29 protein-coding genes are annotated in these 25,725 nt (G+C 64.2%); 17 read left to right on the plus strand and 12 right to left on the minus strand.

Annotated features, from left to right (window positions below):
• Positions 1-86 precede the first annotated feature (86 nt).
• The 4 genes from F3H96_RS21700 to hutH all read right to left on the minus strand — a co-directional run bounded on the left by F3H96_RS21700 (position 87) and on the right by hutH (position 3,383).
• Complete coding sequence (locus F3H96_RS21700; protein WP_149803755.1) at positions 87-332, minus strand: hypothetical protein; 246 nt, start codon at positions 330-332, stop codon at positions 87-89.
• Positions 333-464: 132 nt separating this feature from the next.
• Complete coding sequence (locus tag F3H96_RS21705) at positions 465-713, minus strand: hypothetical protein (protein ID WP_149803756.1); 249 nt, start codon at positions 711-713, stop codon at positions 465-467.
• Between the two features lie 7 nt (positions 714-720).
• The gene (locus F3H96_RS21710) at positions 721-1,446 is read right to left on the minus strand and encodes a Crp/Fnr family transcriptional regulator (RefSeq protein WP_149803757.1); all 726 of its coding nucleotides are present in this window, start codon (positions 1,444-1,446) and stop codon (positions 721-723) included.
• A 440-nt stretch (positions 1,447-1,886) separates the two neighbouring features.
• Positions 1,887-3,383 carry a histidine ammonia-lyase gene (gene hutH / locus F3H96_RS21715; protein ID WP_149803758.1) on the minus strand — a complete coding sequence of 499 codons (1,497 nt, stop codon included), beginning with the start codon at positions 3,381-3,383 and terminating at the stop codon, positions 1,887-1,889.
• Between the two features lie 310 nt (positions 3,384-3,693).
• On the opposite strand from hutH, the gene F3H96_RS21720 reads away from it, so the two are divergent.
• From F3H96_RS21720 to F3H96_RS21765, 10 genes are all read left to right on the plus strand, one after another.
• A complete protein-coding gene (locus F3H96_RS21720; RefSeq protein WP_244620098.1) occupies positions 3,694-4,209 on the plus strand; it encodes a carboxymuconolactone decarboxylase family protein in 516 nt (171 codons plus the stop codon).
• Positions 4,206-5,087, plus strand: coding sequence for a sigma-70 family RNA polymerase sigma factor (locus F3H96_RS21725; RefSeq protein ID WP_280177785.1), 882 nt, complete (start codon positions 4,206-4,208; stop codon positions 5,085-5,087). Before F3H96_RS21720 ends, F3H96_RS21725 begins: the two co-directional genes overlap by 4 nt.
• Before the next feature lie 189 nt (positions 5,088-5,276).
• Positions 5,277-5,588, plus strand: a complete 312-nt coding sequence (locus F3H96_RS21730) for a hypothetical protein (RefSeq protein ID WP_348530078.1) — start codon at positions 5,277-5,279, stop codon at positions 5,586-5,588.
• Between the two features lie 208 nt (positions 5,589-5,796).
• On the plus strand, positions 5,797-6,999 hold the full coding sequence (locus F3H96_RS21735) for an ABC transporter substrate-binding protein (protein ID WP_149803760.1): 1,203 nt from the start codon (positions 5,797-5,799) through the stop codon (positions 6,997-6,999).
• Between the two features lie 80 nt (positions 7,000-7,079).
• Positions 7,080-7,946, plus strand: coding sequence for a branched-chain amino acid ABC transporter permease (locus F3H96_RS21740; RefSeq protein ID WP_149803761.1), 867 nt, complete (start codon positions 7,080-7,082; stop codon positions 7,944-7,946).
• Between the two features lie 7 nt (positions 7,947-7,953).
• Complete coding sequence (locus F3H96_RS21745) at positions 7,954-8,934, plus strand: branched-chain amino acid ABC transporter permease (protein WP_149803762.1); 981 nt, start codon at positions 7,954-7,956, stop codon at positions 8,932-8,934.
• Positions 8,935-8,937: 3 nt separating this feature from the next.
• Complete coding sequence (locus tag F3H96_RS21750; protein ID WP_149803763.1) at positions 8,938-9,717, plus strand: ABC transporter ATP-binding protein; 780 nt, start codon at positions 8,938-8,940, stop codon at positions 9,715-9,717.
• On the plus strand, positions 9,714-10,436 hold the full coding sequence (locus F3H96_RS21755) for an ABC transporter ATP-binding protein (protein ID WP_149803764.1): 723 nt from the start codon (positions 9,714-9,716) through the stop codon (positions 10,434-10,436). The genes F3H96_RS21750 and F3H96_RS21755 overlap by 4 nt, the downstream gene beginning before the upstream one ends.
• Positions 10,437-10,446: 10 nt before the next feature.
• Positions 10,447-11,190, plus strand: coding sequence for an aspartate/glutamate racemase family protein (locus F3H96_RS21760; RefSeq protein ID WP_149803765.1), 744 nt, complete (start codon positions 10,447-10,449; stop codon positions 11,188-11,190).
• A gap of 135 nt (positions 11,191-11,325) precedes the next feature.
• The gene (locus tag F3H96_RS21765) at positions 11,326-12,033 is read left to right on the plus strand and encodes a GntR family transcriptional regulator (RefSeq protein ID WP_149803766.1); all 708 of its coding nucleotides are present in this window, start codon (positions 11,326-11,328) and stop codon (positions 12,031-12,033) included.
• A 52-nt stretch (positions 12,034-12,085) separates the two neighbouring features.
• Here the strand turns inward: F3H96_RS21765 and F3H96_RS21770 are convergent, their stop codons facing one another.
• Positions 12,086-12,988 carry an SDR family oxidoreductase gene (locus F3H96_RS21770; RefSeq protein ID WP_149803767.1) on the minus strand — a complete coding sequence of 301 codons (903 nt, stop codon included), beginning with the start codon at positions 12,986-12,988 and terminating at the stop codon, positions 12,086-12,088.
• A 98-nt stretch (positions 12,989-13,086) separates the two neighbouring features.
• Between F3H96_RS21770 and F3H96_RS21775 the strand changes: the two genes are divergently transcribed.
• The gene (locus tag F3H96_RS21775; protein WP_149803768.1) at positions 13,087-13,920 is read left to right on the plus strand and encodes a helix-turn-helix transcriptional regulator; all 834 of its coding nucleotides are present in this window, start codon (positions 13,087-13,089) and stop codon (positions 13,918-13,920) included.
• Positions 13,921-13,976: 56 nt separating this feature from the next.
• On the opposite strand, the gene F3H96_RS21780 is transcribed toward F3H96_RS21775, so the two are convergent.
• On the minus strand, positions 13,977-15,539 hold the full coding sequence (locus F3H96_RS21780) for an ABC transporter substrate-binding protein (protein ID WP_149803769.1): 1,563 nt from the start codon (positions 15,537-15,539) through the stop codon (positions 13,977-13,979).
• Positions 15,540-15,643: 104 nt separating this feature from the next.
• Here F3H96_RS21780 and F3H96_RS21785 point away from each other — a divergent pair, with 104 nt between their 5' ends.
• The gene (locus F3H96_RS21785) at positions 15,644-16,465 is read left to right on the plus strand and encodes a helix-turn-helix transcriptional regulator (protein ID WP_149803770.1); all 822 of its coding nucleotides are present in this window, start codon (positions 15,644-15,646) and stop codon (positions 16,463-16,465) included.
• Between the two features lie 186 nt (positions 16,466-16,651).
• On the opposite strand, the gene F3H96_RS21790 is transcribed toward F3H96_RS21785, so the two are convergent.
• Positions 16,652-17,605 (minus strand): LysR family transcriptional regulator, encoded by a 954-nt coding sequence (locus tag F3H96_RS21790; RefSeq protein WP_149803771.1) that lies wholly within the window; start codon positions 17,603-17,605, stop codon positions 16,652-16,654.
• 82 nt (positions 17,606-17,687) lie between these two features.
• Between F3H96_RS21790 and F3H96_RS21795 the strand changes: the two genes are divergently transcribed.
• Together F3H96_RS21795 and F3H96_RS21800 are read left to right on the plus strand one after the other, a co-directional pair.
• A complete protein-coding gene (locus tag F3H96_RS21795; RefSeq protein ID WP_149803772.1) occupies positions 17,688-18,515 on the plus strand; it encodes a class I SAM-dependent methyltransferase in 828 nt (275 codons plus the stop codon).
• A gap of 94 nt (positions 18,516-18,609) precedes the next feature.
• The gene (locus F3H96_RS21800; protein ID WP_149803773.1) at positions 18,610-19,113 is read left to right on the plus strand and encodes a hypothetical protein; all 504 of its coding nucleotides are present in this window, start codon (positions 18,610-18,612) and stop codon (positions 19,111-19,113) included.
• Positions 19,114-19,210: 97 nt separating this feature from the next.
• On the opposite strand, the gene F3H96_RS21805 is transcribed toward F3H96_RS21800, so the two are convergent.
• Positions 19,211-19,750, minus strand: a complete 540-nt coding sequence (locus F3H96_RS21805; RefSeq protein ID WP_149803774.1) for an Lrp/AsnC family transcriptional regulator — start codon at positions 19,748-19,750, stop codon at positions 19,211-19,213.
• A gap of 48 nt (positions 19,751-19,798) precedes the next feature.
• Between F3H96_RS21805 and F3H96_RS21810 the strand changes: the two genes are divergently transcribed.
• On the plus strand, positions 19,799-20,977 hold the full coding sequence (locus F3H96_RS21810; protein ID WP_149803775.1) for an MFS transporter: 1,179 nt from the start codon (positions 19,799-19,801) through the stop codon (positions 20,975-20,977).
• 14 nt (positions 20,978-20,991) lie between these two features.
• Here F3H96_RS21810 and F3H96_RS21815 read toward each other — a convergent pair whose 3' ends face one another.
• The 3 genes from F3H96_RS21815 to F3H96_RS21825 form a co-directional block, all read right to left on the minus strand.
• Positions 20,992-21,903, minus strand: coding sequence for a sigma-70 family RNA polymerase sigma factor (locus F3H96_RS21815; protein ID WP_244620099.1), 912 nt, complete (start codon positions 21,901-21,903; stop codon positions 20,992-20,994).
• Positions 21,904-21,960: 57 nt separating this feature from the next.
• Complete coding sequence (locus F3H96_RS21820; protein ID WP_149803777.1) at positions 21,961-22,380, minus strand: GFA family protein; 420 nt, start codon at positions 22,378-22,380, stop codon at positions 21,961-21,963.
• A 125-nt stretch (positions 22,381-22,505) separates the two neighbouring features.
• Positions 22,506-23,045 carry a dihydrofolate reductase family protein gene (locus F3H96_RS21825; RefSeq protein WP_149803778.1) on the minus strand — a complete coding sequence of 180 codons (540 nt, stop codon included), beginning with the start codon at positions 23,043-23,045 and terminating at the stop codon, positions 22,506-22,508.
• A 157-nt stretch (positions 23,046-23,202) separates the two neighbouring features.
• On the opposite strand from F3H96_RS21825, the gene F3H96_RS21830 reads away from it, so the two are divergent.
• The gene (locus tag F3H96_RS21830; protein WP_149803779.1) at positions 23,203-23,628 is read left to right on the plus strand and encodes a GNAT family N-acetyltransferase; all 426 of its coding nucleotides are present in this window, start codon (positions 23,203-23,205) and stop codon (positions 23,626-23,628) included.
• Here F3H96_RS21830 and F3H96_RS21835 read toward each other — a convergent pair whose 3' ends face one another.
• A complete protein-coding gene (locus tag F3H96_RS21835; RefSeq protein ID WP_149803780.1) occupies positions 23,629-24,744 on the minus strand; it encodes an anhydro-N-acetylmuramic acid kinase in 1,116 nt (371 codons plus the stop codon).
• Positions 24,745-24,969: 225 nt separating this feature from the next.
• On the opposite strand from F3H96_RS21835, the gene F3H96_RS21840 reads away from it, so the two are divergent.
• Complete coding sequence (locus F3H96_RS21840; protein ID WP_149803781.1) at positions 24,970-25,659, plus strand: SDR family NAD(P)-dependent oxidoreductase; 690 nt, start codon at positions 24,970-24,972, stop codon at positions 25,657-25,659.
• Positions 25,660-25,725: the final 66 nt, after the last annotated feature.

The raw sequence follows: 25,725 nt of genomic DNA on the forward strand, positions 1-25,725 counted from the left end.
GTGGGCATTGTCGAGCAGGTAGCGGACAATCGTTCGGCGAATGTCCGATGGGGTGGGTGTCTGCTCGGGCGCGGACATCTCCTGCCCTAGGAATGGAGCCGCGTTTGTGAGCCGCCGGCCGTTCCTGCGTCGAAAGCGATCGCCACGCCGTGCGTAATGCATGCTTGCGCCAGCAACTCTTCCAACTCGCGGTCGGTGGCCTTGCATGCCGGCATGAGTGTTCGAATGGCGCGGATCGCCTGGGCGATGGACAGGAACCGCGCCTTGCCTCTTGAGCGCACATAGGCCTCGGCCGCCCTCTCTACCGTGAGGGCGTGAAAAGCGTGGGTCATCGAGATTCCTCCCTGAACCTGACTGGAGAATTTAGAAAGCGGATTTTCGCGGTCTTCAAGGCTTCGTATGATTCCGGACAGTTCGGCGGCGGCGAGGTCCGGGTGACATCGCTCCAGTGTCTTCCGGAGCAGTCAGGCTGGTCCCGCGGACCCCGGAATCACCTCGTCGAACGGCATCGCCAGCACGACCCTGCCGCTCTCGTCGGTGACCTCGAAACTGCAGTCGAACCAGCTGCGGATTGTGTCCATGCGGGTGCGGAAGACCAGATCCCGAGCGGTGGCGAGCGCATGTCCGCGCACGGCTTCCTCGTTTGCCAGTTCATCGCCTTCATAGTCGGGTATCAGCCGACCGCGGTAGCGCATGTTCATGAAGTAGCGCAAGGCCACCTCATGCGCCCCGTTTGATCGGGAACTGGAACACGTTGGAGTATTCCTTCTCGGCGAAGCCGTAGGACTGGCCGGCAATCTGTTCCAGCTTGTCGCGATCCCTCACCGTGATGTGACCACGCGTGGCGCGGATCACGCCGACGCCCTCGAGCATCTGCACCGCCAGCGTTACGCCGGGACGGCGCGTGCCCAGCATGACGCTCATGAACTCGTGCGTGATAGGCAAGTCGTCACGCTCCAGCCGGTCATGGGTCATGAGCAGCCACCGCGCCAGCCGCTCTTCAATGGAGTAGCCGGCGTTGGCATAGGCCGTCTGGCTGACCTGCACGATAAAGGTGTGCACGAAGCGCAGAAGCAGGGCGCGCAGCGTGAGGCTCTGGTCCATCGCCGCGTGAAGTGCCTCCGCCCCTATGCGCACGGCTTCTCCAGAAGCCTGGACCAGGCAGGTGTGCGGCGAACGATCCACGCCAAGCACGATGGGGACACCCACAAGACCCTCCGATCCGACCATGCCGACCTCGAACCGTCCTTCCCCGGTGTCGGCGACGATTGAGGCAACCCCAAATTCGGGGAAGGTGACGTGCGCGATCTTCTGGTCGGCTCTGAACAGGTGTTCGCGCACCTCAAACGTAACGGCCTCGAGATGCGGCTGCACCAAGGCAAAGTCGTCCGGCGATAGAGATGCCAGCAGACGATTGCGAATGACTGATTGCTGAAAGTGAGCCATGCTCATAGCCTCCGTTTAGGGGCAAGAGCACGGGCGGCTCAGCCATCTCTCAGCCGCTTGCGCCCAAACAGTCAGCAAGCGATCGACTTGTATCCTCCCAAGCTCAATCCCAGGCAAGGATGAATGTCATTTTGGCGACTTGGGTACGGATTCGTACGCTGGCATTCGCGTGTGGGAACCACAGCGCAAATCAAGCATTGGGCATGCCAGAGCGGTCGAGTTTCTGTCCCAAAACCTGTTGCGGCCGCTCTCCCGCGCGCGTAAGAGCCCGCCGGCTGCTTCCCGGAGCAACCAGCGGGCTTCCTTTGTTCGAAGTCGGGCGTGGCGGACCAGAATATCGGCGGCGCGAGCTTCGCCGACATCACCTCGTGAATGAACATGACCCAGGGGTGCGACGACCCGCCACGGACGCGGCGTGCTTGCTGCGGCCTCTCGTCCGCTCAGAGCCGCGGCCCGGCCACCATCCTGGCGACCCGCGCCATGTCGGCGCTCATTTCGCGGTCGTCGTCGAGCGGTGCGACCAGCGCGCGCACGGTGGCATAGCTGCGCCGCGGGCCTTCGCCCATGCTGTCGAGCACGCCGCGCAGTTCGACGCCGGTGGCCGAGAAGATCAGTTCCATCGCTACCAGGTAGCGCAGGCGCTCGATGATCCCCGCGGTCTTGGCAACCACGCGCGGCGCCATCGACGACTGGTCCTCGACGCCGTCCGAGATGGCCAAGGGGCTGAGCGACATCGGATTGGCGAGATGGCGGATCTCCGCCTCGAGCGCCGCCACCGGCTTCTGCAATTCGGCATAGCCTTGGCGGCTTCCGCCCCTGGCCGACAAGAAGCGCGGCAGTTCCGCCACGGTCGGCGACATCAGCTTCATCGAGCGGTTGGCGGTGCCGACGGCGCAGTGCGCCAGCGCCTGGCCAAGATGCTCCCAGGCCAGCGTGAACGCCGTCAGGTCGAAATTGCCGTTGGAAAGGACGCGTTCGGCATCAGGCAGGATCACGGGATTGTCGCCGGAATGGCCGAGCTCGATCTCGGTCGCCAGCTTGGCCTGCTCATACGCATGCAGCAGGCCGCCCCATACCTGCGGGACGCAGCGAAAGCTCAGCGGATCCTGCAGCCGTCGCGCGGCATTCTCCTGCCAAAGCCCGCTTCCCGAAAGCTCGGCCCTCAGCCGGGCGCCGATCTCGACCTGGCCGAATGCCGGTCGCGCGGCAAGCGCCTCCTCGTCGATGGCCTTGAGCGTGCAACGGAATGCCTCGTAATTCAGCGCGACCGCCGCCAGCGACCAGTCGATCAGGCAAGCGACCTCTTCGAGCGCCAGGCAGGCCGTTCCGGTCGAAAGGCTGTTGGCGACGATGATGGCATGCCCGTCCTTCTCGCGCAGGTCGAGCGGTTCGAGCCCGGCGAGCCGTAGGGCCTCGGCCGACGGCATGATCCTGCCCTGATATTCCGCCTCGCCTTCGCCGCGCAGCGCCCTTGCCAGATGGCCGAGCGGCGCAAGGTCCGCAGCGCCGACCGATCCCCAGCTCGGAATCATCGGGTGCACGCCGGCATTGAGCGCCGCGATCAGGCCCATGACCACGCCCTCCGAGGCGCCGGTACCGCCCGCGGCCATGCCGCAGATGCGCGCCGTCATCAGCGCCCGCACCGCCTCGGTCGGCAGCGACGGGCCGGCGCCCATCGAGTGGCTGAGCGGCACGCTGTGCTGGAAGGCGATCAGGTCGGCCTCTGCCAGCGGTGTGTCGACACAGGCGCCAAGCCCGGTGGTGACGCCATAGAGCGGCTTGCCGAGCCGGGTGAGATGCTCGATGAGGGCGCGGCTCGCGCGGATGCGGCGCATGGCTTCCTCACCGAGCACAAGCCGGGCATTGCGTCGCGCAATCTCGGCGACATCATCTGTACCGAGCGGCCTGGCGTCGAGGACGATCACTCTGGCTGTCATCTGTCGGCTATTCCTTATGCGCGCCTGCGCTGGTGGCTTGCGGCCGAACGAACGCAGGATAGCTGCCATCGGCACCGGTCATTGTCGGAAATCCGCCGTCGCGATTGCCGTTATCTTTCTTCGGCGGTCCTGGTGTCAAACTGCTTGTAGGCGAATGTGGCGTCCATCAGCCAACGAAGGTGCCGGGCGGTCCGAGAACAGGCACGACCGGTCAAGCGGCGGCCAGGGCGGCAAAAAAATTCTGGGGCCGATGTCACAAGACGCTGGGCCTTGCTCGTCTTGAGGTCGGAACCAACGAAAGGAACCGACCATGACTGTCAGACTTGATCCCCTTGCCGCCGCCCCGTCGCTGATGAAGGAGTGGCACCGCGCCTCGCTCGCCATTGCCGGCAGCCTCGACCCGGCGCTTGCCGAGCTCGTCGAGATCCGCGCCTCCCAGATCAATGGCTGCGCCAACTGCATCAACATGCATTCGACCTATGCCCGCGAGGGCGGCGAGACCGAGCAGCGCATCTATCTGTTGTCGGCCTGGCGCGAGGCTCCGTGCTATACTGACCGCGAGCGCGCGGCGCTCGGCTGGACCGAGGCGCTGACCAGGATTTGCGAAGGCCATACGCATGAGGCGGCCTATGAAGCGCTGGAAGCGCATTTCTCCGAGGAGGAGCGGGTGAAGCTCACATTGATGATCAACATAATCAATGGCTGGAACCGCATCGCGGTCGGCTTTGGCGGCTTTGTCGATCCGGCGGCGGTCAAGGCTTCCAACAAGGCGGCTGCCGACAAGGCGGCTGCCGCCAAGACTGCCGACAAGGCGGCCGCCGCTTGACGACGGCGCCGGCATTCACGGGCGCGGCGGCCGAATTCGAGCCGCTGCGCCCGAAGCTGATGCGGCTCGCCTACCGCATGCTCGGCTCGGTCGCCGATGCCGAGGACGTGGTGCAGGAGGCCTTCATCCGCTGGATGAGGACCGAGCGCGCCGAGGTGCGCTGGCCCGAGGCGTTCCTGCGCCGCACGGTCACGCGACTGTGCCTCGACCAGCTCAAATCGGCGCGGCATCAGCGCGAGACCTATGTCGGCCCCTGGTTGCCCGAGCCGCTCGTGGAGGAAGACGAGGCCGACGACGTTACGTTGCCGCTGATGATGGCGCTGGAGCGCCTGTCGCCGCTCGAGCGCGCCGCCTTCCTGCTGCACGATGTATTCGGACTTCAATTCGAGGAAGTCGCGGCTGAGATCGAGCGCGATCCGGCGGCATGCCGCCAGCTTGCCGCCCGCGCGCGTGAGCATGTCCGCGAGGCACGGCCCCGGTTCAAGGTCGAGAAGCAGCGCGGACTGGAGATCGCCGAAGCCTTCTTCCAGGCTTCGCGCAGCGGCGACATGAAGGCGCTCGGCGCGATGCTGAGCGCCGATGTCACGGCGCATGCCGATGGCGGCGGCAAGCGTGCCGCGGCGACCGAGCCGGCGCTTGGTTACCAGGCGGTCATGACGCAATACGCGGTCGTCGCGGCGTGGCTCAAGGACAACCCCTCGAAGCTGATCCGCTACGGCTTCATCAACGGCCTGCCCGGCTTCGTCACGCTGGAGGTCGACGGCGAGCTTCAGACAACTGCCCTCGACATCGAGGACGGCAAGATCGCGGCGATCTATGTCATGCGCAATCCCGACAAGCTGCGGCACCTGCACTTAGGGTTTCGGCCAGGGATATGACAGATTGCAGACCTGCCTGCAGCCGCAGGAGCAGGAAGCGACGGGTGTTTTCGACTGCATACGATCTGCCAGGGCAGCACCGTCCGACTCGTCAGAATTTTTTGCGCCAGGAACAGCGGGCGTCTTTCTCGAGCGAGAGATGTTGCTGAGTTCTCTGACGGAACTTTTGTTCCGCTGGCGATTTTGGATATGCTGGTGATCCGTATGGCCAGAAGGGTTCCGCCGATGACGAATTATCTTGCGATCTCCACTCTTGTTCTGGCCGCGGCGGTTGGCATGTCCAGCCCGACATCCGCCGGCGATCGGCACCACCGCCAGCAAACGGTCGAGCGTGAACGCTACGTCCCCGCCAATGGCGATATCATCGATATCCTGTTCGGCGGCCCGCGCTACTATGATGTCATGCTGGTCACAACAGCCGCAGGGGCCTGCTCCTACCATCGGACTGGGCCGGATGCGTACGCACTGAACAAGATCAACGATCATCATTGCGGGAAATAGGCTGCCAGCGGCGATCGCGCGATCTGCCACCTCGGCAGCCGCCCGGGTCCGGCCACGCGGGCTAATCATGGGCCTCGGATAGCCGCCCCAAAATATTGTATACAATACTGCAGAAAAATGTTGACAATCTGCCGCAGGCAGTTTCCCTTACGCTATCCGCGCAGCCGCTGAGCAAAAACAAAGCGCGGTAACCAAAGGGGAACTGCAGATGATCAACCGACGCTCGACTCTCAAATCATTGGCGCTTGGCGCCGTCTCGACCCTGGCGATCGCCGCTGTCGGCATGCCGTCGGCGCTAGCTGAAAACAAGGAGCTGAAAATCGGCTTCGTTGGCGTCACCAGCGGTCCCGCCGCCGCCTGGGGCACGTCGAATGTGCGCTCGATGCAGACGCGCGCCGCCTGGATCAACGAGACCGGCGGCGTCAAGATCGGCAATGACACCTACAACATCAACATCGTCACCTTCGACGACCAGAAGGATCCCAAGCGCGCCATCGCCGGCATGGAGAAGATGGCGCAGGAAGGCATCCATTATGTCGTCGGACCGAATGTCGATGATGGCGCCGCCGCGGTCCGCCCCGTCGCCGAGGCCAACGGCATCATCTATTTCCCCTACGCCTTCCCGAAGGCGCTTTACCAGAAGCCCGCCTCGAATGCCGTGCTTGGCATGATCGCCAACTATCAGTCGGGCCCGGCTATCTACAAATATCTCAAGGAAAACAAAGGCGTGAAGAAGATCGCCTTTGTCGCCGCCAACGAATCCGACCCGCTCAGCCAGCGTGACAGCGGCGTCGAGGCGGCCAAGGCGCTCGGGCTCGATGTCGTCGCGCAGAACGACACCTACCAGAACGACACCCGCGACTTCACGCCGGTGCTGACGCCGATCGTCGCGCTGAAGCCCGACCTGCTCGTCTTGTCGGGCGTGGCGCCGGCCAATGCGCCGCTGCTCATCCGCGCCGCTCGCGAGCTCGGCTACGAAGGCCTGATCTCGACCGAAACGGCGCAGGACGCGAAAGTTCTTCAGGAGGGAGCCGGTGAATACGCCAACGGCTTCATTTCCGTCGGTGGTGCCTCCACGCCGGAGATCGCCTCGGACTCGATGAAGGAGTTCGTCACCCGCTATACCAAGATGTTCGGCGAATATAACGACGAGTCCAACACCAAGGTCTACGCGCTCGAATACATCATCGAAACGCTGAAGGCCAACCCCAAGGCGATCAACGATGTCGCGGAATTCAAGAAGACCATGGACACCTTCTCGGCGCCCAATCCGTTCCTGAAGGGCGACGCCAAGCTGAGCTATGTCGGCACGACGTCGTTCGGCCAGAAGCGCCAGCTCTCGGTGCCGATGGTGGTTAATGAGTACAAGGACGGTGCATTCCAGACCTTGTTCGTCGGTTCTGTCGACTAAGGTTCGGTTCCTAGGTTAATTCCTCCCGCATGCCGGGGGTCCGGACGGCGTTCCGGGCTCCCGGAAGATCGAAGGTATCCATGGAACAGGTGATCGCCAACGGATTGTATCTCGGTGCTCAGTATGCGCTGATCGCGCTGGGCCTCACCCTGATCTTCGCCTTGATGAACGTGCTCAATTTCGCGCACGGACAGATGTACGTGCTGGGCGGGTTCATCACCTACACCGTCTACGGACAGCTCGGCCTGCCTTTCGTGGTGGCGCTGCTGGCCTCCGGCGTCACGCTCGCCGTCATCGGCGCGCTGATGGAGAAATTTCTCTTCCGCACCGTCATCCGGCGCAGTCATCGCGAGGAGAGCACGATGTTGCTTGCCGCGGCGACGGCCTTCTTCTTCGATGCCGTCATCCTGCTCCTCTTCGGTGAGAAGCAGCGCGGCGTTCCCAAGATCGTCAAGGGCGTCTTCAACGACGCCGGCATCATCATGCCTTACGACCGCATGGTCGTCGGCGCCCTCGCCATCGTCTTCATCGCCGCCTTCGTCCTCTACATGCAGTACAGCAGGGTCGGCCGCGCCATGCGGGCGCTCGCCCAGGATCGCGTCGCCGCCCAGCTGATGGGTGTCAGGGTCGACCGCTATTCGATGATCGGCTTCGCCATGGGCGCGATGCTGGCCGGCGTCGTCGGCGGGCTGCTGGTCACCATCACCGGCGTCAATTCCGGCATCGGCGGCCCGATCTCGATCAAGGCCTTCCTGATGGTGATGATCGGCGGCGCCGGCGTCGTCGGCGGCGCGATCGCCGGCGGCTTCATCCTCGGCATGATGGAATCGGTCGGCCTCACAGTGCTGCGCGAATATGGCGACGTCACCTACCTGGTGATCTTTGCCGCCCTGATGGTCTTTCTGTCGATCCGCCCCAACGGGCTGATGGGCAAGCCGTGGGGTTGACAGCGCCATGACCCACAAACGCAATGTGAAAATCGCTTCGGTCGTCGCCTTCCTGGCGATAGTCTTCATCGCCGTGCCGGCGGCGATCTCGGCGAGCGGCCGCATCGACCTCTACTACACGCTGACCTCCGTGGCGCTGCTCAGCATCGGCAGCGCCGGCGTGTGGCTCACCTTCTACATCGGCCGCATCAACATCGGCCAGGGCGCCTATGCGCTGATGGGCGGCTACGTGTCGGCCGTGCTGGTGATGAACCATGGCTGGTCGTTCTGGCCGACGCTGCCGGTGGCCGGTCTCTTCTGCGCCGCGGCCAGCGTGCTGATCGGCCTGCCGATTCTGCGGCTGCGCGGGGTCTACTTCGCCATGGTGACACTGACTCTGACCGAGGTCGCGCGCCTGCTCGCGCTGGCCCTGCCGATCACCAACGGCGCCAAGGGCATCGTCAGCATTCCTCTACCGGGCGCCTTGTCGATCTTCGGCCTGACCGTCATTCCGGATTTCGCCGTGCTGCAGAATTCGCGTCTTGCCTTCTATCTGCTCGCGGTCACCGTCATGGTGGTCTGCTTCGCGGTGATGTACCGGCTGGTCAATTCGCGCATCGGCAAGCTTTGTCAGTCGCTGCAGCAGAACGAGGAGCTCGCGTCCTCGATCGGCGTCAACATCGCCTATCTGCGCGTCATCGCCTATGCCGTCTCGTCCTTCTTCGGCGGCGTATCCGGCGCCATCTTTGCCGCAATCTCGCAGTCGATCTATCCGTCGAGCTTCACCGTCACCGATTCCGTCAACTTCATGCTGAACTGCTTCCTCGGCGGCCTCGGCTACGTGTTCGGACCGATGCTGGGCACGCTGGTGCTTTATTTCGGCTGGGACCTTCTGTTCCAGACCGGCCAGTTCCAGTTGCTCATTTATTCCGGCCTGATGATCGTCTTGATGCTGGTGCTGCCCAACGGCTTGCTCAGCCTTGCCGAAATGACCCGGAAAAAGGGTTGAGCCATGGCCGAAATGCTCGAAGTCTCCGGCCTGACAAAACGCTTCGGCGGCCTCGTCGCGGTCAATAACGTCTCCTTCTCGGTGCGCGAAAAGGAAATCCTGTCGGTCATCGGGCCGAACGGCGCCGGCAAGTCGACGCTGTTCAAGCTGATCTCGTCGTTCCTGCGGCCGACAACCGGCGAGGTGCGCTTGAAGGGCGAACGCATCTCCGGACTCGCGCCGCACATCGCCGCCCGCAGGGGCGTCGTGCGCACGTTCCAGGAAACGACCATCTTTAAAAACATGAGCGTGCGCGACAACGTCGTCATCGCGCACCATCTGCGCTCGAAGGCGAGCCTTTTCGGCTTCTTCCTCGGCACAGGCACGGCGAAGGCCGACGAGGCGGCCTTCGGCGCATCGGCCGATGAGATACTGGAACTGCTCGGTCTTTCCTCACTCGCCGAAGAGACCGCCCGCAATCTGCCGCACGGCCATTTGCGGGCACTGGGCATCGCCATCGGTCTCGCCACGGACCCGTCCATTCTGCTGCTCGATGAACCTTTCGCCGGGATGAACCACGACGAGACGATGCGAATGGTGGCCATGGTGCGTCGCCTGCGCGAGCGCGGCCTCACCATCCTGCTCGTCGAGCACGACATGCCAGCCGTCATGAGGATCTCGGACCGCATCGTCGTCCTCAATTTCGGGCAGAAGATCGCCGAGGGTACCCCGTCGGAAATCCAGGCCGACGACAAGGTGATCGAAGCCTATCTCGGCAGCGAAGACGAGGCGATCGGCCTATGAACCGGATCCTGAACTTCACCAATGTCGAACTCTACTACGACCACGTCTATGCGCTGAAAGGCGTTTCGCTCGAGGTCAACGAAGGCGAGACCGTCGCGCTCATCGGCGCCAACGGCGCCGGCAAGTCCTCGATCCTTCGCGCCATCACCGGCCTGCGCAAGATAAGGTCCGGCGAGATCCACTACAGCGGCAAACGCATCGACGGCGCCGCCCCGGACGAGATCGTCAAGATGGGCATCGCCATGGTGCCGGAAGGGCGCCGCGTCTTCCCGTATATGACGGTCAGGGACAATCTCCTGATGGGCGCCTTCACGCGTTCGAGCAAATCCGAGATCGCCGCATCGATGGAGATGGTGCTGGGGCGCTTTCCGCGCCTCAAGGAGCGCTTCTCGCAGGCCGCCGGCACGATGAGCGGCGGCGAGCAGCAGATGCTGGTCATCGGCCGCGCCCTGATGGCGAAGCCCAGGCTTTTGCTGCTCGACGAACCGTCGCTCGGTGTCGCGCCAAAGCTCGTCCAGGATATCGCCCGCTCGATCGTCGCCATCAACCGCGACGAGAAGGTCAGTGTGCTCCTGGTCGAGCAGAATTCCCGCATGGCGCTGCGCATCTCGCAGCGGGCCTATGCGCTGACCACCGGCAGCGTCGCGCTGAGCGGCAACTCCACCGAATTGCTGACCGACGACCGGGTCCAGCGTCTTTATCTCGGCGGCGAGATCTGAGGCTGATTTAATGCGCATACTCGTCATCAACCCCAACACGACCGCATCGATGACTGCCAAGGTAGGCGAGGCGGCATCTTCCGTCGCGTCCGCTGCGACTGAAATCGTCGCCGTCAATCCGGCTGACGGTCCGCCGAGCATTGAGGGTTACTTCGACGAGGTGTTCGCCATTCCTGGCATCATCGCCGAGATGGGCAAGGCGCCGGCCGCGGATGCCTATGTCATCGCCTGCTTCGACGATACCGGGCTCGATGCCGCACGTTGCGCCACCGAGGCTCCGGTCATCGGCATCGGCGAGGCGGCCTTCCACCTTGCCAGCCTGGTCGCCGGCAAGTTCAGCGTCGTCACCACACTTGCCCGCTCGGTGCCGGCGATCGAGCACAATCTGGCCAAATACGGCCTCGCCTCGCGCTGCGCCAAGGTGCGCTCGTCCGAAGTCGCCGTGCTCGAGCTCGAACGCCCAGGCTCGAACGCCAGGCACAAGATATCGCAGGAGATCGCGCGCGCCATCCGTGAGGATGGTGCCGAGGCGATCGTCCTCGGCTGCGCCGGCATGGCCGACCTCGCGCACAGCCTGTCCGAAGAGCACGGCGTTCCCGTGCTCGATGGCGTCGTCTGCGCCGTCACGCTGGCCGAGAGCCTGTTCAAGGTCGGCTTGAAGACGTCGAAGATCGGCGGCTATGCGGCCCCGCGCGGCAAGCGGTTTGCCGGCATGTTCGCACCGCTCTCGCCCACGGAAGCTGAGATCGTCTAGGCGGCTTCATGCTGCCGGACGACCGGCCGGCGCCGGGCTGGGTGGGATTGACCGCCGCGCGAGCGATACTAGATTGGGCGGGCTGCCGGCGATTTGGGGGCAGATCGGGCCATGTCGGACCCGCGCATTGAAAGCATGTTGACGGTACTTAGGGACGACGATCGAGACGACAAACCGGCTGCGCGCTGGTCGCCGATCTATTATGGGCTGAGGGATGCCATCGTCAGCCATCGCCTCGCGCCAGGCACCAAGCTGCCCGAGGACGAGTTGGCGTCGATCTATTCGGTGAGCCGCACGGTTGTTCGGGCCGCCCTGCAGGCGCTCGCCCACGACCGGCTGGCGCGGCTGGAGCCCAATCGCGGCGCCTTCGTCGCGCAGCCGTCGAAGATCGAGGCGCGCGAGGTGTTCGAGGCGAGGGCGCTGATCGAGCCCAAGGTGGCGGCACTCGCCGCCAGGGCGGCGGTGCCGTCGGACATCGCGCAACTGAGACATCATCTCGAGAAGGAGCACGAGGCGCTGCACGACGGCCGTGACAGCGACGCCATCATGCTGTCGGCGCGCTTCCATGTCGGCATCGCCGAGATCGCCGCCCATTCGGTGTTCACCAACTTCGTGCGCGACCTCGTCTCGCATTCCTCGCTGATCATAGCGCTCTATTGGAAGCGCCGCGACGCCACCTGCGAGAAGCACGCCCACCACGCGCTGGTCGATGCGATCGAGGCCGGCGACAGCGCCGACGCGGCCGCCCTGATGAAAAGTCATCTGGTCGATCTGCTGTCAGGGCTGGACCTCACCGACAAGGTGGAAAAGTCGGACAGTTTGGCGGACTTGCTGCGCGCCTAACCCGACATGGAATGTTGAGGCGGTTCAACTGGTTGCCGAACCGCCCCGCAAGCTAGGCCGCGGCCGCCTGCGAATAATCCATCCGCTCGAGGTCGGCAATGAGGCCGGGTCCCGTCGGCTGCCAGCCGAGATGCGCACGCGTCCATTCGCTCGACGCCGGCAGGTCGAGGCCGGCGAACATGGAAAGCCATCCGAAATGGTCCGCTGCCTCTTCCTGCGACAGCGAGGCCACCGGCACGTTGAGGCCGGCGCCGATCACTTCCGCGATCTCGCGCATCGGGATGCCTTCCTCGGCGACGGCGTTGTAGCGCACGCCGGCTTCCTGCTTGTCCAACGCCAAACGATAGAGCTTCGCGACATCCAGCACATGCGCCGCCGACCAACGGTTGCGGCCCTCGCCGACATAGGCTGACACGCCCTTGGCGCGCGTCTGCGCGATCAGCGGTGTGATCAGGCCCTGCTTCACCGTGTCATGCACCTGCGGCAGGCGCACCACCGATACTTTGACGCCCTTCTCAGCCATCGCCGCGCCGGTAAGCTCGGACAGGATGCGCGGATTGGGATGGTCGGTGTTGAACACGTCTTCCTTGGCCGGCTGTCCGTGTTCGGCAGAGCCCATGCCCACACCCGACGTGATGATGAGCAGCCGGTCCGAGCCGGCCAGCGCGCCGCCCAGCGCTTCGATGACGCGCTTGTCCTTCTCGCAATTCGCGACGAAGTTCGCAAAGTTGTGGTCGAAGGCGGTGTGGATCACCGCGTCCGATCTCGCCGCGCCTTCGCGAAGGCTGTCGAGGTCCTCAAGGTCGCCGCGATGGGGCTCGGCGCCCGCGGCCGCAAGCGACCGCGCGCCGGCGTCGGAGCGGGTCAGGCCGAGCACCTGATGACCGGCGGCAAGAAGTTGGGGCACGATTCTGGAACCGATGAAGCCGGTCGCGCCGGTGAGGAATACACGCATGGGAGGTCTCCGCTTGTTGTTCGGAGGCCCTTCTTGCGCTATAGCTCATTCTATTAAAGTAGTGACTTTATCATGGTATAATAGCCAACAGGATCGCAATGCCCATCGACACGTGCAACAGGCTTGGCACCTTTTTGCGAGATCGCCGCATGCGCCTTGATCCGGCCACTTTCGGCTTCGCCACGGGGCGCCGGCGCACGCAAGGCTTGCGCCGCGAAGAGGTGGCGCAGCGCGCCAACATCAGCCCGACCTGGTACACCTGGTTGGAGCAGGGGCGGGGCGGCGCGCCGTCAGCCGACGTGCTCAACCGCATCGCCACCGGCCTGATGCTGACTGAACCCGAACGCGAGCATTTGTTCATGCTGGGTCTCGGGCGGCCGCCGGAGGTTCGCTACCGCAACGTCGACAGTGTAACCCCGCGCCTCCAGCGCGTCCTCGACGCCTTGGACCCCAGCCCGGCGATCGTCAAGACCGCGACATGGGATGTGGTGGCATGGAACCGTGCCGCCGCGGCAATGCTGACTGACTATTCCAAGCTGCCGCGCGAGCAGCGCAACATCCTGCGCCTGATGTTCGGCAATCCGCGCGTGCGCGACGCACAGGACGACTGGCAGAGCGTCGCGCGTTTCGTAGTCGGGTCCTTCAGGGCCGACGCCGTCCGCGCCGGCGCCGGCGCGGAGGTCGCGGAACTGGTCGAAGAACTGTCCCGCGTGAGTCCGGAGTTCGCGGCGCTCTGGCGCGACAATGACGTAGTCCCCGCGCATGGCGAAGGCGTGAAGCGCCTGCGACATCCCGAGATCGGGCTGATCGAGCTGGAGTTCTCGGTCTTTGCCGTAGACGGCCGACCCGAGCTCGGCATGATTGTCTACAACCCCGCGACGCCTGCTGACGCCGAGCGCATCCAATCGCTGATCGCTTCTCGCTCCGGCTAACGCCGTGTCTATTGTCTTGGCTACGCGGCGCGCCTGAGGTCCGATCATTTCCGGGCTCAAGCCTCCAGCCAGACCCGGCTGGCGATGCGGCCATTGGAAAAGTCATTGCCAATATCGGGAACAAAACCCTTAAGATGGCTCGTGCAGGCGTTGATGTAGTCGTTGAATACCGGCAGTATCAGGCCGCCCTCCTCTCGCACCATCAGCGCCATGTCACGATAAAGTACGCGCCGCTTTGTCTCATCCAGTTCACCGCGCGCCTGCGCCACCATCTTGTCGAAGTCGGGCCGCTTGAAGCGGGTGTCGTTCCACTCCGCGTTGGAAACGTAGGAAGTGGAATAGCGCGCATCCTGCGTCGGACGCCCACCCCAAAAGGAGGTGCAGAACGGCTTGACGTTCCAGACTTCCGACCAGTAGCCGTCACTAGGCTCGCGCTGCACATTGATCTTGATGCCAGCCTTTTGCGCGCTCAACTGGAAAAGCTGGGCCGCTTCGACCGCGCCGGGGAACGCCGCCTCCGACGTGCGCAGCAGAATTGGATCCTGAAGGCCAGACTTCTTGAAGTGGAATGCAGCCTTGTCGGGATCGTAATTGCGCTGCTCTATATCGGTAGGCGCGAGCGCATAGTTGCCGTTGATCGGGTAATCATTGCCAATGGTGCCGAACCCGCCCAGAACCCGCTTGAGGATAGCCTCGCGGTCTATCGCATATTTGAGCGCCAGACGCAGATCATTGTTGTCGAACGGCGCGGTGTCGCAATGCATCAGAAAGGAATAGAACCCCTTGCCGGAGGTACGGAGGATCTCGACGCCCGGAACCCTCTTCAGCAACGGCACGATCTTCGGTTCGACGGTGCTGATGAAATCGACCTGACCGGATCGCAAGGCGCTGGCCCGGGCGGTCAGGTCGTTCAACACGGTAATAAGGACGCTGTCGACGTAGCCCCGGTCCTGGCGCCAGTCGTCGGTGTTTTTTTCGAAAGCAGCGCGAATGCCCGGCTCGAACGCAGCCAGCTTGTAGGGCCCGGTGCCGATCGCCGCCGTCGGTTTTTCCACGCCGCCCCCCGGCTGGATCTGAAGATGATAATCCGTAAATATCAGGGGCAAGTCAGCATTGGCTTCCTTCAGCGTCACCACCAAGTTGCCCGACCGTTCCTCGATGCGGTCTATCCCGGACAGCAGGCCGAGTGCGCCCGATTGCGATTTCGTCCCGGCGTGGCGGCGCAACGTCTCGACAGCATCGGAAACGGTAAACGCCTTGCCATCGTGGAAACGAACGTCTTTGCGTATCTTGAAGGTCCATTCCTTGGCGTCGGCCGACGGTGACCAGGATTCGGCCAGCGAGGGAACCGCCGCGCCCGTCTTGGGATCGGATTCGACCAGGGTATCGCCCCAGCAATGCGCGATCACAAAATTGACGCTGGCAGACGCCAAGGCTGGGTCAAGTGTATCGGCGGAGGCGCCGCCATCGAGTCCCAGCCGCAACTGTCCGCCGCGCACGGGCGTTTGCGCCGCGGCCGGCGACGCCAGCGAGCCGACCGCTGCCGAGAGGCCCAAAACCACCCCCGCTTGAAGAAGATCACGGCGTGACAGACTCGATAACCTGCTGGAAGCGCTCATTGGGTTCCCCTTTTGGACTGAAGGCTTCGGGCGATCCTAGGCCGAGGCCGTGGCAACGCAATTTCGTTGCTTGAAGCGCGTTTAAGCGGATTTATACTGTCTCCATGAGCAAGCCATGGGCCAATTTCAGCAACAACCTGAAGCTTGCCTGCAGCACGCACAAATCGGTATCCGATTTGTGCCGCACCATCGGCATCAACAGGCAGCAGTTCAATCGCTACCTCAATGCGGGATCCCAGCCTTCCGCCCACAATCTCCTGACGATCGCGGCAGCCTTTGGCCTCGAACCAGCCGATTTCGACCTTCCTGCGGGCGCCTTCCGCAGCAAATTGGGCGAACGGCGCCGACACACCGGCCTGCAAGGGCCGTTGGCGGACGCCTTTCCGGGCGACCTGCATGCACTCGAACCATATCTCGGATTCTATCAGGCATGGCATACGTCGCTGTCTTGGCCTGACAAGATCGTCTGCGCCTGCGCTCACATGCGCGAGCATGGCGGACAAGTTCTGGTTACCACGCTTGAGCGCATCGAAGATGCTGAACACGACATCGCGCAGCGCTCACGTTATTTCGGGCTCGCGGCGTATCGGCACCAGCGCATCTTCCTAACTGAACTGACGCGCGGCAAGGCACCAACCTTTGGACAGACGATCCTTATGCCGTTCGAAACTTACCAGCGGCGCTACCTGCGCGGTGTCACCATGGGCGTGTCGTGGCGGAACAACAATCTGCCCTACGCCACCCGCACCGTCTGGCACTATCTGGGGAAACATGTCGACAAGAGAAGTCTTATTTTGCGTTGCGGCATCTATGCCCCCAATTCCGCAGCGCTACCCACCGCCGTGCTGTCTTTCCTGACCGAGGCCCAGCCGGTCACCGCCGCGCCTGTGCAGGCACCAAGACCGGATCGCCGAGCGCCTCCCTGATCCGCGGGGTCACCCCGCTACTTTGCGGGTTTGTCCGAAGACAAGCGGGAGGAGATCCGCAGATTCCTTGCCCGGCGCGCCCGGCAGCAGGTCGTCGCCGCACAGCATCGCCGAAACCGCTCCGCTCGGCACTGCGGTCGGGCGGCGCATTGCCTGGCATAACCGCCTTCACGCGCCTTCGAAGCGTCAGCCTTGCCGCCGCCTGCCCGACCGCTTCGGGGGAGCGTCAGCACCGCCCGGACGCCTGATGTGGTCGATGAAGGCGCGCAGCTTGGGCAGCACCTGGTGCCGTTCGGGGTAGTAAAGAAAAACACCCGGCGTGGTCACCGCGAAGCGGCCGAGCAGCGCCTGCAGTCGCCCGTCGGCGATCGGCGCTTCGGTGATCGGGCCTGGCACCTGGGCCAGTCCCACGCCCTGGATCGCCGCGCCGAGCAGCGACGGATAGTCATGCGCGATCAGCGGCCCCGAGACGATTGCCTCGACAGCCTTGTTGCCGTCGGCGAAGGACCAGGGCGCAACCGAACCATTTGATCGCCGCAGACGCAGGCAGGCGTGGTCGCGCAGGTCCTCGATGCGCTCCGGCGTCGTTCGGTGGCGCAGGTAATCGGGGCTGCCGACGACCACCATAGGGAAGGAGGGGGTCAGTCGGACCGCCACCATGTCGGGCGCGATCAGATCGCCCATGCGGATGCCGGCATCGAATCCCTCGGCGGCGAGATCGGTCAGTTCGCCGCTGGCGACAATCTCCAGCTCTATCTCGGGAAAAGCCCGGCAGAAGGAGGCGATCATCGGTTCCAGCAGGACCGGCACCACTGCCGGCGGTACCGAGAGGCGCAACAGTCCCGCAGGCCGCAGGCCCATCCCGCGCGCGGTCTCGCTCGCGGCGATCAATTCCTCGAATGCCGGCCGGGCGCGTGCGAAAAAGCGCTCGCCGGCTTCGGTCAGGCCGACGCTGCGCGTCGTGCGGATGAAGAGCGCAGCGCCAATGCGCGCCTCGAGCGTGCGTATCGCCTGGCTGATCGCCGACGGGGTGACGGCGAGTTCGGCCGCCGCCTTGCGGAAATTGCGGTGTCTGGCCACGCTCAAAAACGCCTCGACGCCGTCGAGCGCGCCATGCCTGACTGTGAAGTTCTGCTTCATGACCCATCGACATTATCGCTGATAGTTGCCGGCGCAAAGCGGCCGTATTTCTGATGCGAGTTTGAAAACCAAGGAGGTGGCAATGACCGACCAAACGAATCGCGTGCGCGATCACTACCGTGCAACCGGCCTGACGGAGCGCCTGAAGACAGCGCTCGCGGTCTTCGGGCCGGAGGAACACCTGCTGAAGCCGGAACAACTGGCCACGCTCGACCAGTTCCACACGCGCGGGCTGGCCGCGACGGCCGAGCTGGCCGACCTGGCTGTCATCACTGCCGACATGTCGGTGCTGGATATCGGATCGGGCGTTGGCGGGCCGGCTCGCTTCCTGGAAGCGACCTATGGCTGCAAGGTCACGGGCATCGACCTGAGCGAACCATTCGTCGATGCTTCCCGCTACCTGACCAAGCGGACCGGGCAGGACGGCAGGGTGTCGTTCGAAGCCGGCAGCGCCCTGGCGCTTCCCTTCGAGGATGGCCGTTTCGAAGCCGCGCTTCTGCAGCATGTGGCGATGAACATCGCCGACCGGCCGCTGCTCTACCGCGAGATCAGACGGGTGCTGAAGCCGGGCGGAAAATTCGCGACCTTCGACGTGGTGCTGAGCGGCGGCGATCCGCACTATCCCGTGCCATGGGCGAAGACACCGGGTGAAAGCTTCCTCATCACTGCCGCCGAAACCTGCGAGGCGATCGAAGCCGCCGGCTTCAGCACACTCGTCCGCCGCGATGACACGGCTGCCGCCAAGGCCTGGTTTGCCGAGTTTCGTGCCTCCGGTCCGCCGCCTTCGCTCAATCTCGGCGTCGTCATGGGGCAGGGTTTCGCGGATCTAGCCACCAATCTCGGACGCAATCTCATGGAAGGCCGGCTGGGCATCCTCACTGCGGTGTTCGAAGCCGTCCCGGTCAGCTGAACAATTCCAGGAGAACGTTCCAGCGGTTGGGCTCGGCGACTTCGCCGTAGCCTTTCCGTCCGGAATTGCGCGAAACCAACACTGGGAGATGAGAATGTCGCCAGCGATGATCTTCAACATCCACCTCGGCCTCGGCTACGTGCCGTGGCTGCTTTGCTTCGCAACCTATGTCTGGCCCAGGCTCAAGTCGATGGACAACACCGAGGCGCAGCGCGCCATGGCCACGCTGCACGGCTTCCGCTTCTTCGGGCTCGTCTTCCTCATTCCAGGCGTTGTCGGACCGAATCTGCCCGGCGGCTTTGCCAGTTTCGCCGCCTATGGCGACTTCGCGACCGGTCTGCTTGCTATGTTGGCGCTGCTTGCCGTGGCGAGGCCGTCGATCTTCTGGCCGCTCGTTGTCGCCTTCAACGTCGTGGGCGTGGTCGACATAATCGTCGACTACTATCACGGCACTGTGCTCGACCTTCCGGGGCAGGCCGGGCAGTTGGGCGCGACCTACGCGATCCCGATCATCTACGTGCCGCTGCTGATGATTACGCATGTCGCGGCCTTCTATCTCATGATGCGGCCCAGGCGCCGCGAGCTCGCGGCGACATAGGCAATCCCGGGAAAGGTATGAAACGGTTATCCGTCCGGGATCGCGCCAAAACAAAGGAATAGAGCGGCGTCGCCGTTTCATGAAACGGCGAAACGCTCTAATAGACCGGCGTCGCCATGTGCTTGGGCGCCGGCCATTCGCTTGTGATCTCGGGCTGCACCGGCCGCTCGAGATAGGTCGACAGCACCACATAGCTGCGCGTCGAGGTGACGCCCGGCGTGTCGTAGAGGCGAGCCAGCAGGCCTTCGAGCGCGCGCGTATCCTCGGTGCGCACCTTGAGCAGCATGCAGGTGTCGCCGGCAACCGTGTGGATCTCCTCGACCTCGGGATATTTCGACACCGCCATCAGCTCCGGCGTCTTGCCCCAGCCCCTGGTGTCGATATGCACGAAGGCGAGCAGCGGCTTCTTCACCGCTCGCGGATCGATGAGCGCGGAGGTGGCGCGGATCGCGCCGCTGCGCTTCAGCCGTTTGACCCGCTCATGCGCCGCCGGCGGCGACAGGCCGACGCGCTCCCCGAGCTCGGCATAGCTGATGGTCGCGTCCTCGACGAGAACGCCTAATATCTTTCGGTCGACAGGGTCGATCTCGCGGGCCGGCGGCTTGTTCCGCTGAACGTCATCTGTTTCTGTGTCCATATGGAAATTCTCCATTGATGCGGAATTTAATTCGGCCATTATGATGATATGTCGAACAGTGATCAATCAGCAATTCTGACTGTGGCACCGCGCGCGCCGATCCCGGCCGCCGCCTATCTGCTGACAGGCTGCATCGCAGTCATCGGCTCCAACTCGCTGGTTCTCGGGCCGATCGCGCCGGCCGTCGCGGCATCGTTCGGCGCCAGCGTGCCGGCGGTGATGACGGCAGCCGCCGCCTTCGGCCTCGGCACGTCGGCCAGCGCGCTGTTCCTTGCTCGCTACATCGACCGGATCGGCGCGCGCCGCATGCTGCAGGGCGCATTGCTGTTGCTGGCCGTCGCACTGGTCGCCAGCGCCCTGGCGCCGACGGTGACGGCGCTGGTCGCCGCCCAGCTCGTTGCCGGCATCGCGGCCGGTATCGCCATGCCGGCGATCTATGCCAGCTCGGCCGCGATCGCGCCGCCCGGCCGCGAGAGCGGCACCATCGGCGTCGTGCTGACCGGCTGGACGCTCTCCATGGTCGCCGGCGTCTCGCTGTCGGCCGTGCTTGCCGATCTCATCCATTGGCGCGCCGTCTTCGCAGCGGTGGCGCTGCTGGCTGGTATGGCCGTCGCCGGCCTTGCGATGAGCGCGCTTCCCGACATCAGGAAAGGCGGGCCGGCGCCGTCGCCGCTCGGCGCGCTGGCCGTGCCCGGCATCTTGCCGCTGCTCATTGCCTGCGGCGCCTTCATGACCGCCTTCTACGGCGTCTACGGCTATCTCGGCGACCACCTTCATGAACGTCTCGGCGAGCCGGTCAGCGCCAACGGCCTTGCGGCGGTCGCCTACGGCCTTGGCTTTGGCGCTGCCGCACTTCTCGACGGCGTGATCGATCGCCTCGGTGCCCGCCGCGTCATGCCCTTCGCCTATCTGCTGGTCGCCGCCGTCTATGTCGCGATCGCTTGGGCGAGCGGCAGTTTCGGGGTGCTCATGGCAACGATCGGCGCCTGGGGTCTCGCCAATCATTTCGGGCTGAACGTCCTAGTGATGCGCCTCACCGCCCTCGACCCTTCGCGGCGCGGCACCATCATGGGCCTGAACAGCGCGGTCACCTATCTCGCCGTCACCGTCGGCACCGCCGGTTTCGGCCCGCTCTACACTGGGCTCGGCTTCGCCAACTGCGCCTTGATCGCCGCGCTGCTCATGCTCGTCGCGGCAACCGCCGCGGCGTGGCGATCTGCGGCCTGACCGGCCGTGGAAAATCAGTTTGAGCTGGCGACGACAACGGTGCGCGCGGCCCTGATCAACCAGGGGCATGCATAATAGTCGCTTATCCGATTGACGGTCGAACCGGCCGCTTCGATGCGCACCGGGTAGACCGGTTTCCAGCCGCCTTCGCCTCGGTGGAGCACGAGCAGCACGATCTCGTCATCGACAGCGCCGATCGCCATCTTCCAGTTCGCGTTGCCCTTTTCATATTCGACGAAATAGGGCGATTCCGACAAGGGGCCCCTGAAACAGTCCGAGACCCGCAGTTGCGCGTCGGCGCTGGTCAATGCCCGCACACCGTCCCAGTCACGGCGGTTGAACAGTTCGACATAGCGGTTGAGCAATCTCGAAAGCTGCGGATCGCGCCACGGCTCTGGGCGAACGATTGGCTGGCTTGGCAGCGCAGCCAGCTTGGCGCGGCCACGGCTCAAGGCGGCCTTGACGCCGCCGACGGTCGATCCGACGAGATCGGCAATCTCCTCCAGCGAATAGTCGAAGACGTCCTTCAAGAGAATGCAGGCGCGCTCCTTGGGCGGCAGGTGAATCACCAGCCGTTCGATGGCGCGATCGGCGCCCTGGCCCGCCGGTTCGGCCGGCAGGACGATCTCGTCGGCCGTGAAATTGGCTTCGGCGCGGCGCCGCGTTTGCTGGTTGCGCAAGAAATCGACACAGCGGTTGTGCGCGGTGCGAAACAGCCATGAGCGCAGAGCGCCCGGATCGTCGATCTTCTCGATCTTGCGATAGATCTCGAACAGCGTTTCCTGCATGACGTCTTCGCCGTCGAGCGCCGAGCCTGTCATGCGCGCGCAATAGCGGTGCAGCCGTTCCCGCAGATGCATCACCGTTTCCAGAAACGCGACGTAGCGAACGTCGAAGAGCCCGGCGGGCTCAAGTCTGGGCTGCATCGTCATGACAACACGAACACCGTTCTGCATCTTCCACCGGAGCAAGGTCCGGTCATGTTACATCAGCCTGATGTCGTCGGGAGTCCGATCAAAACGATCGTGCCTGCCGTCGACATGCATCACCGGCGCCGCCGCCAGTTCTTCCGGGTCTACCCCGTCGAGAGCCGCCATCGGAATGGCGTAGACGATGCCGCCAAGCGCCGGAACATCGCCGCGCGCCGGCATGCGCACGCCGCAGGTCGCGCAGAAATGATACTGGATGCTGGGCGCCTCCCTGCCCGGCGGGATCCACTGATATTCGCTCTGCGCTTCGGCCCCGGACATCAGGCGATAGTGCTGAGGACCGACGAAGCCCACCCAGGAGCGCGTCTTGGTGCATGTCGAACAATTGCATTTGACGGTTCCCCGGCTGAGATCGATATCCGCCTCGAACCGCACCTTGCCGCAATGGCAGCTTCCTGCGTAGGTTTTCAACATAGCCCAATGGTCTCCGCGCTGGCTGGCCGGCATGATCGCCGGTTGGCTCCAAGACGGATGGCCGCCAGGAAAAGATACGTGCCGCCTGACAGATACGCGCGGCATCTGGCATGGTCGCGCCAAGATCATTTCAGCACGCGATAGGTCAGCGTGACGACACCGCTTTCGAACCGGCGTGTGTCCGTGAGCTCCAACCTGACCAGGGATGGGTCGACATCCTGGAACGCGCGCTTTCCGTAACCCACCCGCGTTGGCACGATCGACAGCTGATATTCGTCGACGAGCTTGCTGGCGAGCAGGGTCTGGTCGAGTTGGCTGATGCCGTATTTCAAGATGTCGCCGCCGCCTTGCGCCTTGATCGCCGCGAGACCCTGCGCAACGTCGCCTTCGATCAGCGAAGCGTTCCAGCCGACCTCTTTCAGGGTTCGCGACGCGACCAGCTTCTTCAGCCCGTTCATGCGGTCCATATACTTGCCCTGAATCTGCGGCCACCGGCTGGAAAACAGCTCGTAGGTCACGCGGCCGAGCAGGAAATACTCTGCTTCGCCGGCCTTCTCATAGGAATGTTCCAGCGCATCTCCGACAAAGAACGGCGATGCCCAGTTCATGGGCGCCTCGATAACGCCGTCGAGTGAAACGAAACTGCCGACGATCAATTTTCTCACCAAAAATACTCCTGCTGCGTGGACGGCGTCCCAAGGACGTTCGAGATGCGCTCCGGGATACGTGGTGCAGGGAATTTTTTCGGGCCGTGGCTGGCTTGCCGAGACCTTGGGTCCTTCGATATGGCTTGGCGCAGTATCGGCCGGAGCGAAAAGCGCGATGAAGACGAGCCTCGAAGTCACCGCCGAGCCCTTGCCGCAGGATCTGGCTTTCCTGAGCGGGAGCCTCACCGCCTTCAACGATGCCGATGTCGGGGCGTCAGGGCGAACGCCGCTGGCGGTTTTCGTGCGCGACGAAACCGGCGTCATCGTAGCCGGCATTTCCGGTTACACCGCCTGGGGCTGGCTCTATGTGCAGTGGCTATGGGTCGACGAAAGGCTACGCGGCCGGCGCATGGCTGCCGGCATGCTCGACGCCGCCGAACGGGCAGCCATCGCACGCGGCTGCCACGGCGCCTGGATCGACACTTTCAACCCCACCGCTGAGAAGGTTTATCAGCGCCAGGGCTACCAGCCGTTCGGCACGCTGCCTGACTTCCCCATCGGCCGCAGCCGCATCTTCCTGCAGAAGAAATTGTTGCCCTGATCAGCCAGCCAGCTTTCCGCCGCGCATCGGCTTTGGCGCGCCAGTGGTGCTCGGAAAGCTGATCGGCAGGCCGCGCAGCACGCGCACGGCGAGGAAAGCAAAGCACTCCGCTTCGACAGCATCGCCCTTCCATCCAAGCGTCTCGGCCTGCACGACTTCGACACCGGCGCGGCTCCCGAGCATAGCCATCATCGTCGGGTTGTGGCGGCCGCCGCCGCTGACCGCGAGCCGCTTCGGCCGGCGCGGCAAGAGGTCGAGTGCCTTGCCAACGGCCGACACGGTGAAGGCCGTCAGCGTCGCCGCGCCGTCCTCTGCGCCGAGCCCGTCTGCCATCGCCGCGGTGAAGTCGAAGCGGTCGAGCGACTTCGGATAGGGCTTTGTCAGATAGGGGTGCTGCAGCAGCCTGGCGAGGCGATCCTCATCGACCTTGCCGGCGGCTGCGAGCCTGCCGTCGCGGTCCATCTCGCCCAGCCCCTTCGCCTTGATGAAATCATTGACCGGCGCGTTGGCCGGGCCGGTGTCGAAGGCGATGATATTGTCGTTGCCGTCCCACCAGGTGATGTTGCCGACGCCGCCGAGATTGAGCACGGCGGTGTTGCCGCTGGCGTCCGCCTCCTTGAGCAGCGCCGCGTGATACGTGGCGGCCAAGGGCGCGCCTTGCCCGCCTGCCGCGACATCGGCCGAGCGGAAGTCGTAGGCGACCTTGGTGCCAAGCAGCGAGGCCATCAGCTCGCCGTCGCCGAGCTGGCGCGTGCGGCCGATCCGTCCCGGCTGCGGGGCGCGATGCAGCACGGTCTGGCCGTGGAAGCCGACGACGCCGATATCGGCCATGCTCATTCCCTGGCGCTCGACAAGATCCCTGACCGCCGCCGACTGCGCCCGTGTCAGCGCTTCCTCGGCCTCGCGAAAAATCGCCGGTTCCGGTCCCTCGAAGTTCCAGGCGCGCGCCTGGCGCAACGTCTCTTCGAGCAGGGTCCGGATCGATTGCGGGTAGGGAGCCAAGGTATAGGTGCCGGTGTCGGCAACGCGCTCGCCATCCGTCTTGATCAGCGCGACGTCGATGTTGCCGTCGAGCACCGTGCCGGTCATCAGGCCGACGGCCCAGATTGGTTCCATGGTCGTTCCTCGAATCGCCGTTCAAACACCTGTCGGACGGATTGACGTGGCAGGCAAGTGTCTCGCCACACCCAAGCAGGCCGCCGGAGGGGCCGACGGCCTTTTGCGTCGAATGGTGAAAACCGAGCAATGCGGTTCTTGCCTCCCGGCGAAGAAGGCGCGAGGCTGCGGACAAAGAACACCAGCGGGCCTACTGCCCGGATGGATTCGCAAGGAGGACATCACATGGCAGCCAACGTTGCGGTGATCGCAGGCGCGGGGCAGGGTCTCAGCGCTTCATTGGCACGGCTTCTCGGCAAGCAAGGTTTCCGCGTCGTCCTTGCCGCCCGCAATGTCGATAAGCTCGCCACGCTGGCAAAGGAGACCGGCGCGCTGGCGGTGGAGACCGATGTGTCGGACGCGGCCTCCGTCGAGCGGCTGTTCGAGGCGGCCGATAAGGCGGGCCCGCTCGAAATTGCTGTCTTCAATGCCAGCGGCCGCACGCGCGGCCCGATCGCGGAACTCGATCCCGAGGCGGTCAAGCGAGCCTTGCTCGTCGGTGCCTATGGCGGCTTCCTGGTCGGCCAGCAGGCGGCGCGTCGGCTTTTGGAGCGCGGCTCCGGCTCGATCCTATTCACAGGCGCGACCGCGAGCCTCAAGGGTTTTTCAGGTTCGGCCGGCTTCGCCATGCCGAAATTCGGCCTGCGTGGGCTGGCGCAGTCCATGGCGCGCGAGCTGTCGCCGAAGAACATCCACGTCGCGCATTTCGTCATCGACGGACAGATCGAGCCGGCCGGACAGGCGCCCGACCCCGACCGGCCGGATCGTCGCCTGTCGCCCGACGCAATCGCCGAGACCTATCTGGCTGTCCACCGCCAGCATCGCAGCGCCTGGAGCTTCGAAGTCGAGCTCAGGCCCTGGGTTGAAGCGTTCTGACCCTTCAGGCTGGTTGCCCGGCACACCCAGTAACGCACCAGTTCGATGCTGTCGGTATTTTAGAAA

It is taken from the genome of Mesorhizobium sp. NFR06 (assembly GCF_900115245.1).
Lineage (GTDB): Bacteria > Pseudomonadota > Alphaproteobacteria > Rhizobiales > Rhizobiaceae > Mesorhizobium.

Excerpts from the sequence above, each read along its gene's own strand:
- F3H96_RS21700 (WP_149803755.1), bottom strand. The coding sequence starts at position 332 with ATGACCCACGCTTTTCACGCCCTCACGGTAGAGAGGGCGGCCGAGGCC.
- F3H96_RS21710 (WP_149803757.1), bottom strand. The coding sequence starts at position 1,446 with ATGGCTCACTTTCAGCAATCAGTCATTCGCAATCGTCTGCTGGCATCT.
- hutH (WP_149803758.1), bottom strand. The coding sequence starts at position 3,383 with ATGACAGCCAGAGTGATCGTCCTCGACGCCAGGCCGCTCGGTACAGAT.
- F3H96_RS21720 (WP_244620098.1), top strand. The coding sequence starts at position 3,694 with ATGACTGTCAGACTTGATCCCCTTGCCGCCGCCCCGTCGCTGATGAAG.
- F3H96_RS21730 (WP_348530078.1), top strand. The coding sequence starts at position 5,277 with ATGCTGGTGATCCGTATGGCCAGAAGGGTTCCGCCGATGACGAATTAT.
- F3H96_RS21735 (WP_149803760.1), top strand. The coding sequence starts at position 5,797 with ATGATCAACCGACGCTCGACTCTCAAATCATTGGCGCTTGGCGCCGTC.
- F3H96_RS21740 (WP_149803761.1), top strand. The coding sequence starts at position 7,080 with ATGGAACAGGTGATCGCCAACGGATTGTATCTCGGTGCTCAGTATGCG.
- F3H96_RS21745 (WP_149803762.1), top strand. The coding sequence starts at position 7,954 with ATGACCCACAAACGCAATGTGAAAATCGCTTCGGTCGTCGCCTTCCTG.
- F3H96_RS21750 (WP_149803763.1), top strand. The coding sequence starts at position 8,938 with ATGGCCGAAATGCTCGAAGTCTCCGGCCTGACAAAACGCTTCGGCGGC.
- F3H96_RS21755 (WP_149803764.1), top strand. The coding sequence starts at position 9,714 with ATGAACCGGATCCTGAACTTCACCAATGTCGAACTCTACTACGACCAC.
- F3H96_RS21760 (WP_149803765.1), top strand. The coding sequence starts at position 10,447 with ATGCGCATACTCGTCATCAACCCCAACACGACCGCATCGATGACTGCC.
- F3H96_RS21765 (WP_149803766.1), top strand. The coding sequence starts at position 11,326 with ATGTTGACGGTACTTAGGGACGACGATCGAGACGACAAACCGGCTGCG.
- F3H96_RS21770 (WP_149803767.1), bottom strand. The coding sequence starts at position 12,988 with ATGCGTGTATTCCTCACCGGCGCGACCGGCTTCATCGGTTCCAGAATC.
- F3H96_RS21775 (WP_149803768.1), top strand. The coding sequence starts at position 13,087 with ATGCCCATCGACACGTGCAACAGGCTTGGCACCTTTTTGCGAGATCGC.
- F3H96_RS21780 (WP_149803769.1), bottom strand. The coding sequence starts at position 15,539 with ATGAGCGCTTCCAGCAGGTTATCGAGTCTGTCACGCCGTGATCTTCTT.
- F3H96_RS21785 (WP_149803770.1), top strand. The coding sequence starts at position 15,644 with ATGAGCAAGCCATGGGCCAATTTCAGCAACAACCTGAAGCTTGCCTGC.
- F3H96_RS21790 (WP_149803771.1), bottom strand. The coding sequence starts at position 17,605 with ATGAAGCAGAACTTCACAGTCAGGCATGGCGCGCTCGACGGCGTCGAG.
- F3H96_RS21795 (WP_149803772.1), top strand. The coding sequence starts at position 17,688 with ATGACCGACCAAACGAATCGCGTGCGCGATCACTACCGTGCAACCGGC.
- F3H96_RS21800 (WP_149803773.1), top strand. The coding sequence starts at position 18,610 with ATGTCGCCAGCGATGATCTTCAACATCCACCTCGGCCTCGGCTACGTG.
- F3H96_RS21805 (WP_149803774.1), bottom strand. The coding sequence starts at position 19,750 with ATGGACACAGAAACAGATGACGTTCAGCGGAACAAGCCGCCGGCCCGC.
- F3H96_RS21810 (WP_149803775.1), top strand. The coding sequence starts at position 19,799 with ATGTCGAACAGTGATCAATCAGCAATTCTGACTGTGGCACCGCGCGCG.
- F3H96_RS21815 (WP_244620099.1), bottom strand. The coding sequence starts at position 21,903 with ATGCAGCCCAGACTTGAGCCCGCCGGGCTCTTCGACGTTCGCTACGTC.
- F3H96_RS21820 (WP_149803777.1), bottom strand. The coding sequence starts at position 22,380 with ATGTTGAAAACCTACGCAGGAAGCTGCCATTGCGGCAAGGTGCGGTTC.
- F3H96_RS21830 (WP_149803779.1), top strand. The coding sequence starts at position 23,203 with ATGAAGACGAGCCTCGAAGTCACCGCCGAGCCCTTGCCGCAGGATCTG.
- F3H96_RS21835 (WP_149803780.1), bottom strand. The coding sequence starts at position 24,744 with ATGGAACCAATCTGGGCCGTCGGCCTGATGACCGGCACGGTGCTCGAC.
- F3H96_RS21840 (WP_149803781.1), top strand. The coding sequence starts at position 24,970 with ATGGCAGCCAACGTTGCGGTGATCGCAGGCGCGGGGCAGGGTCTCAGC.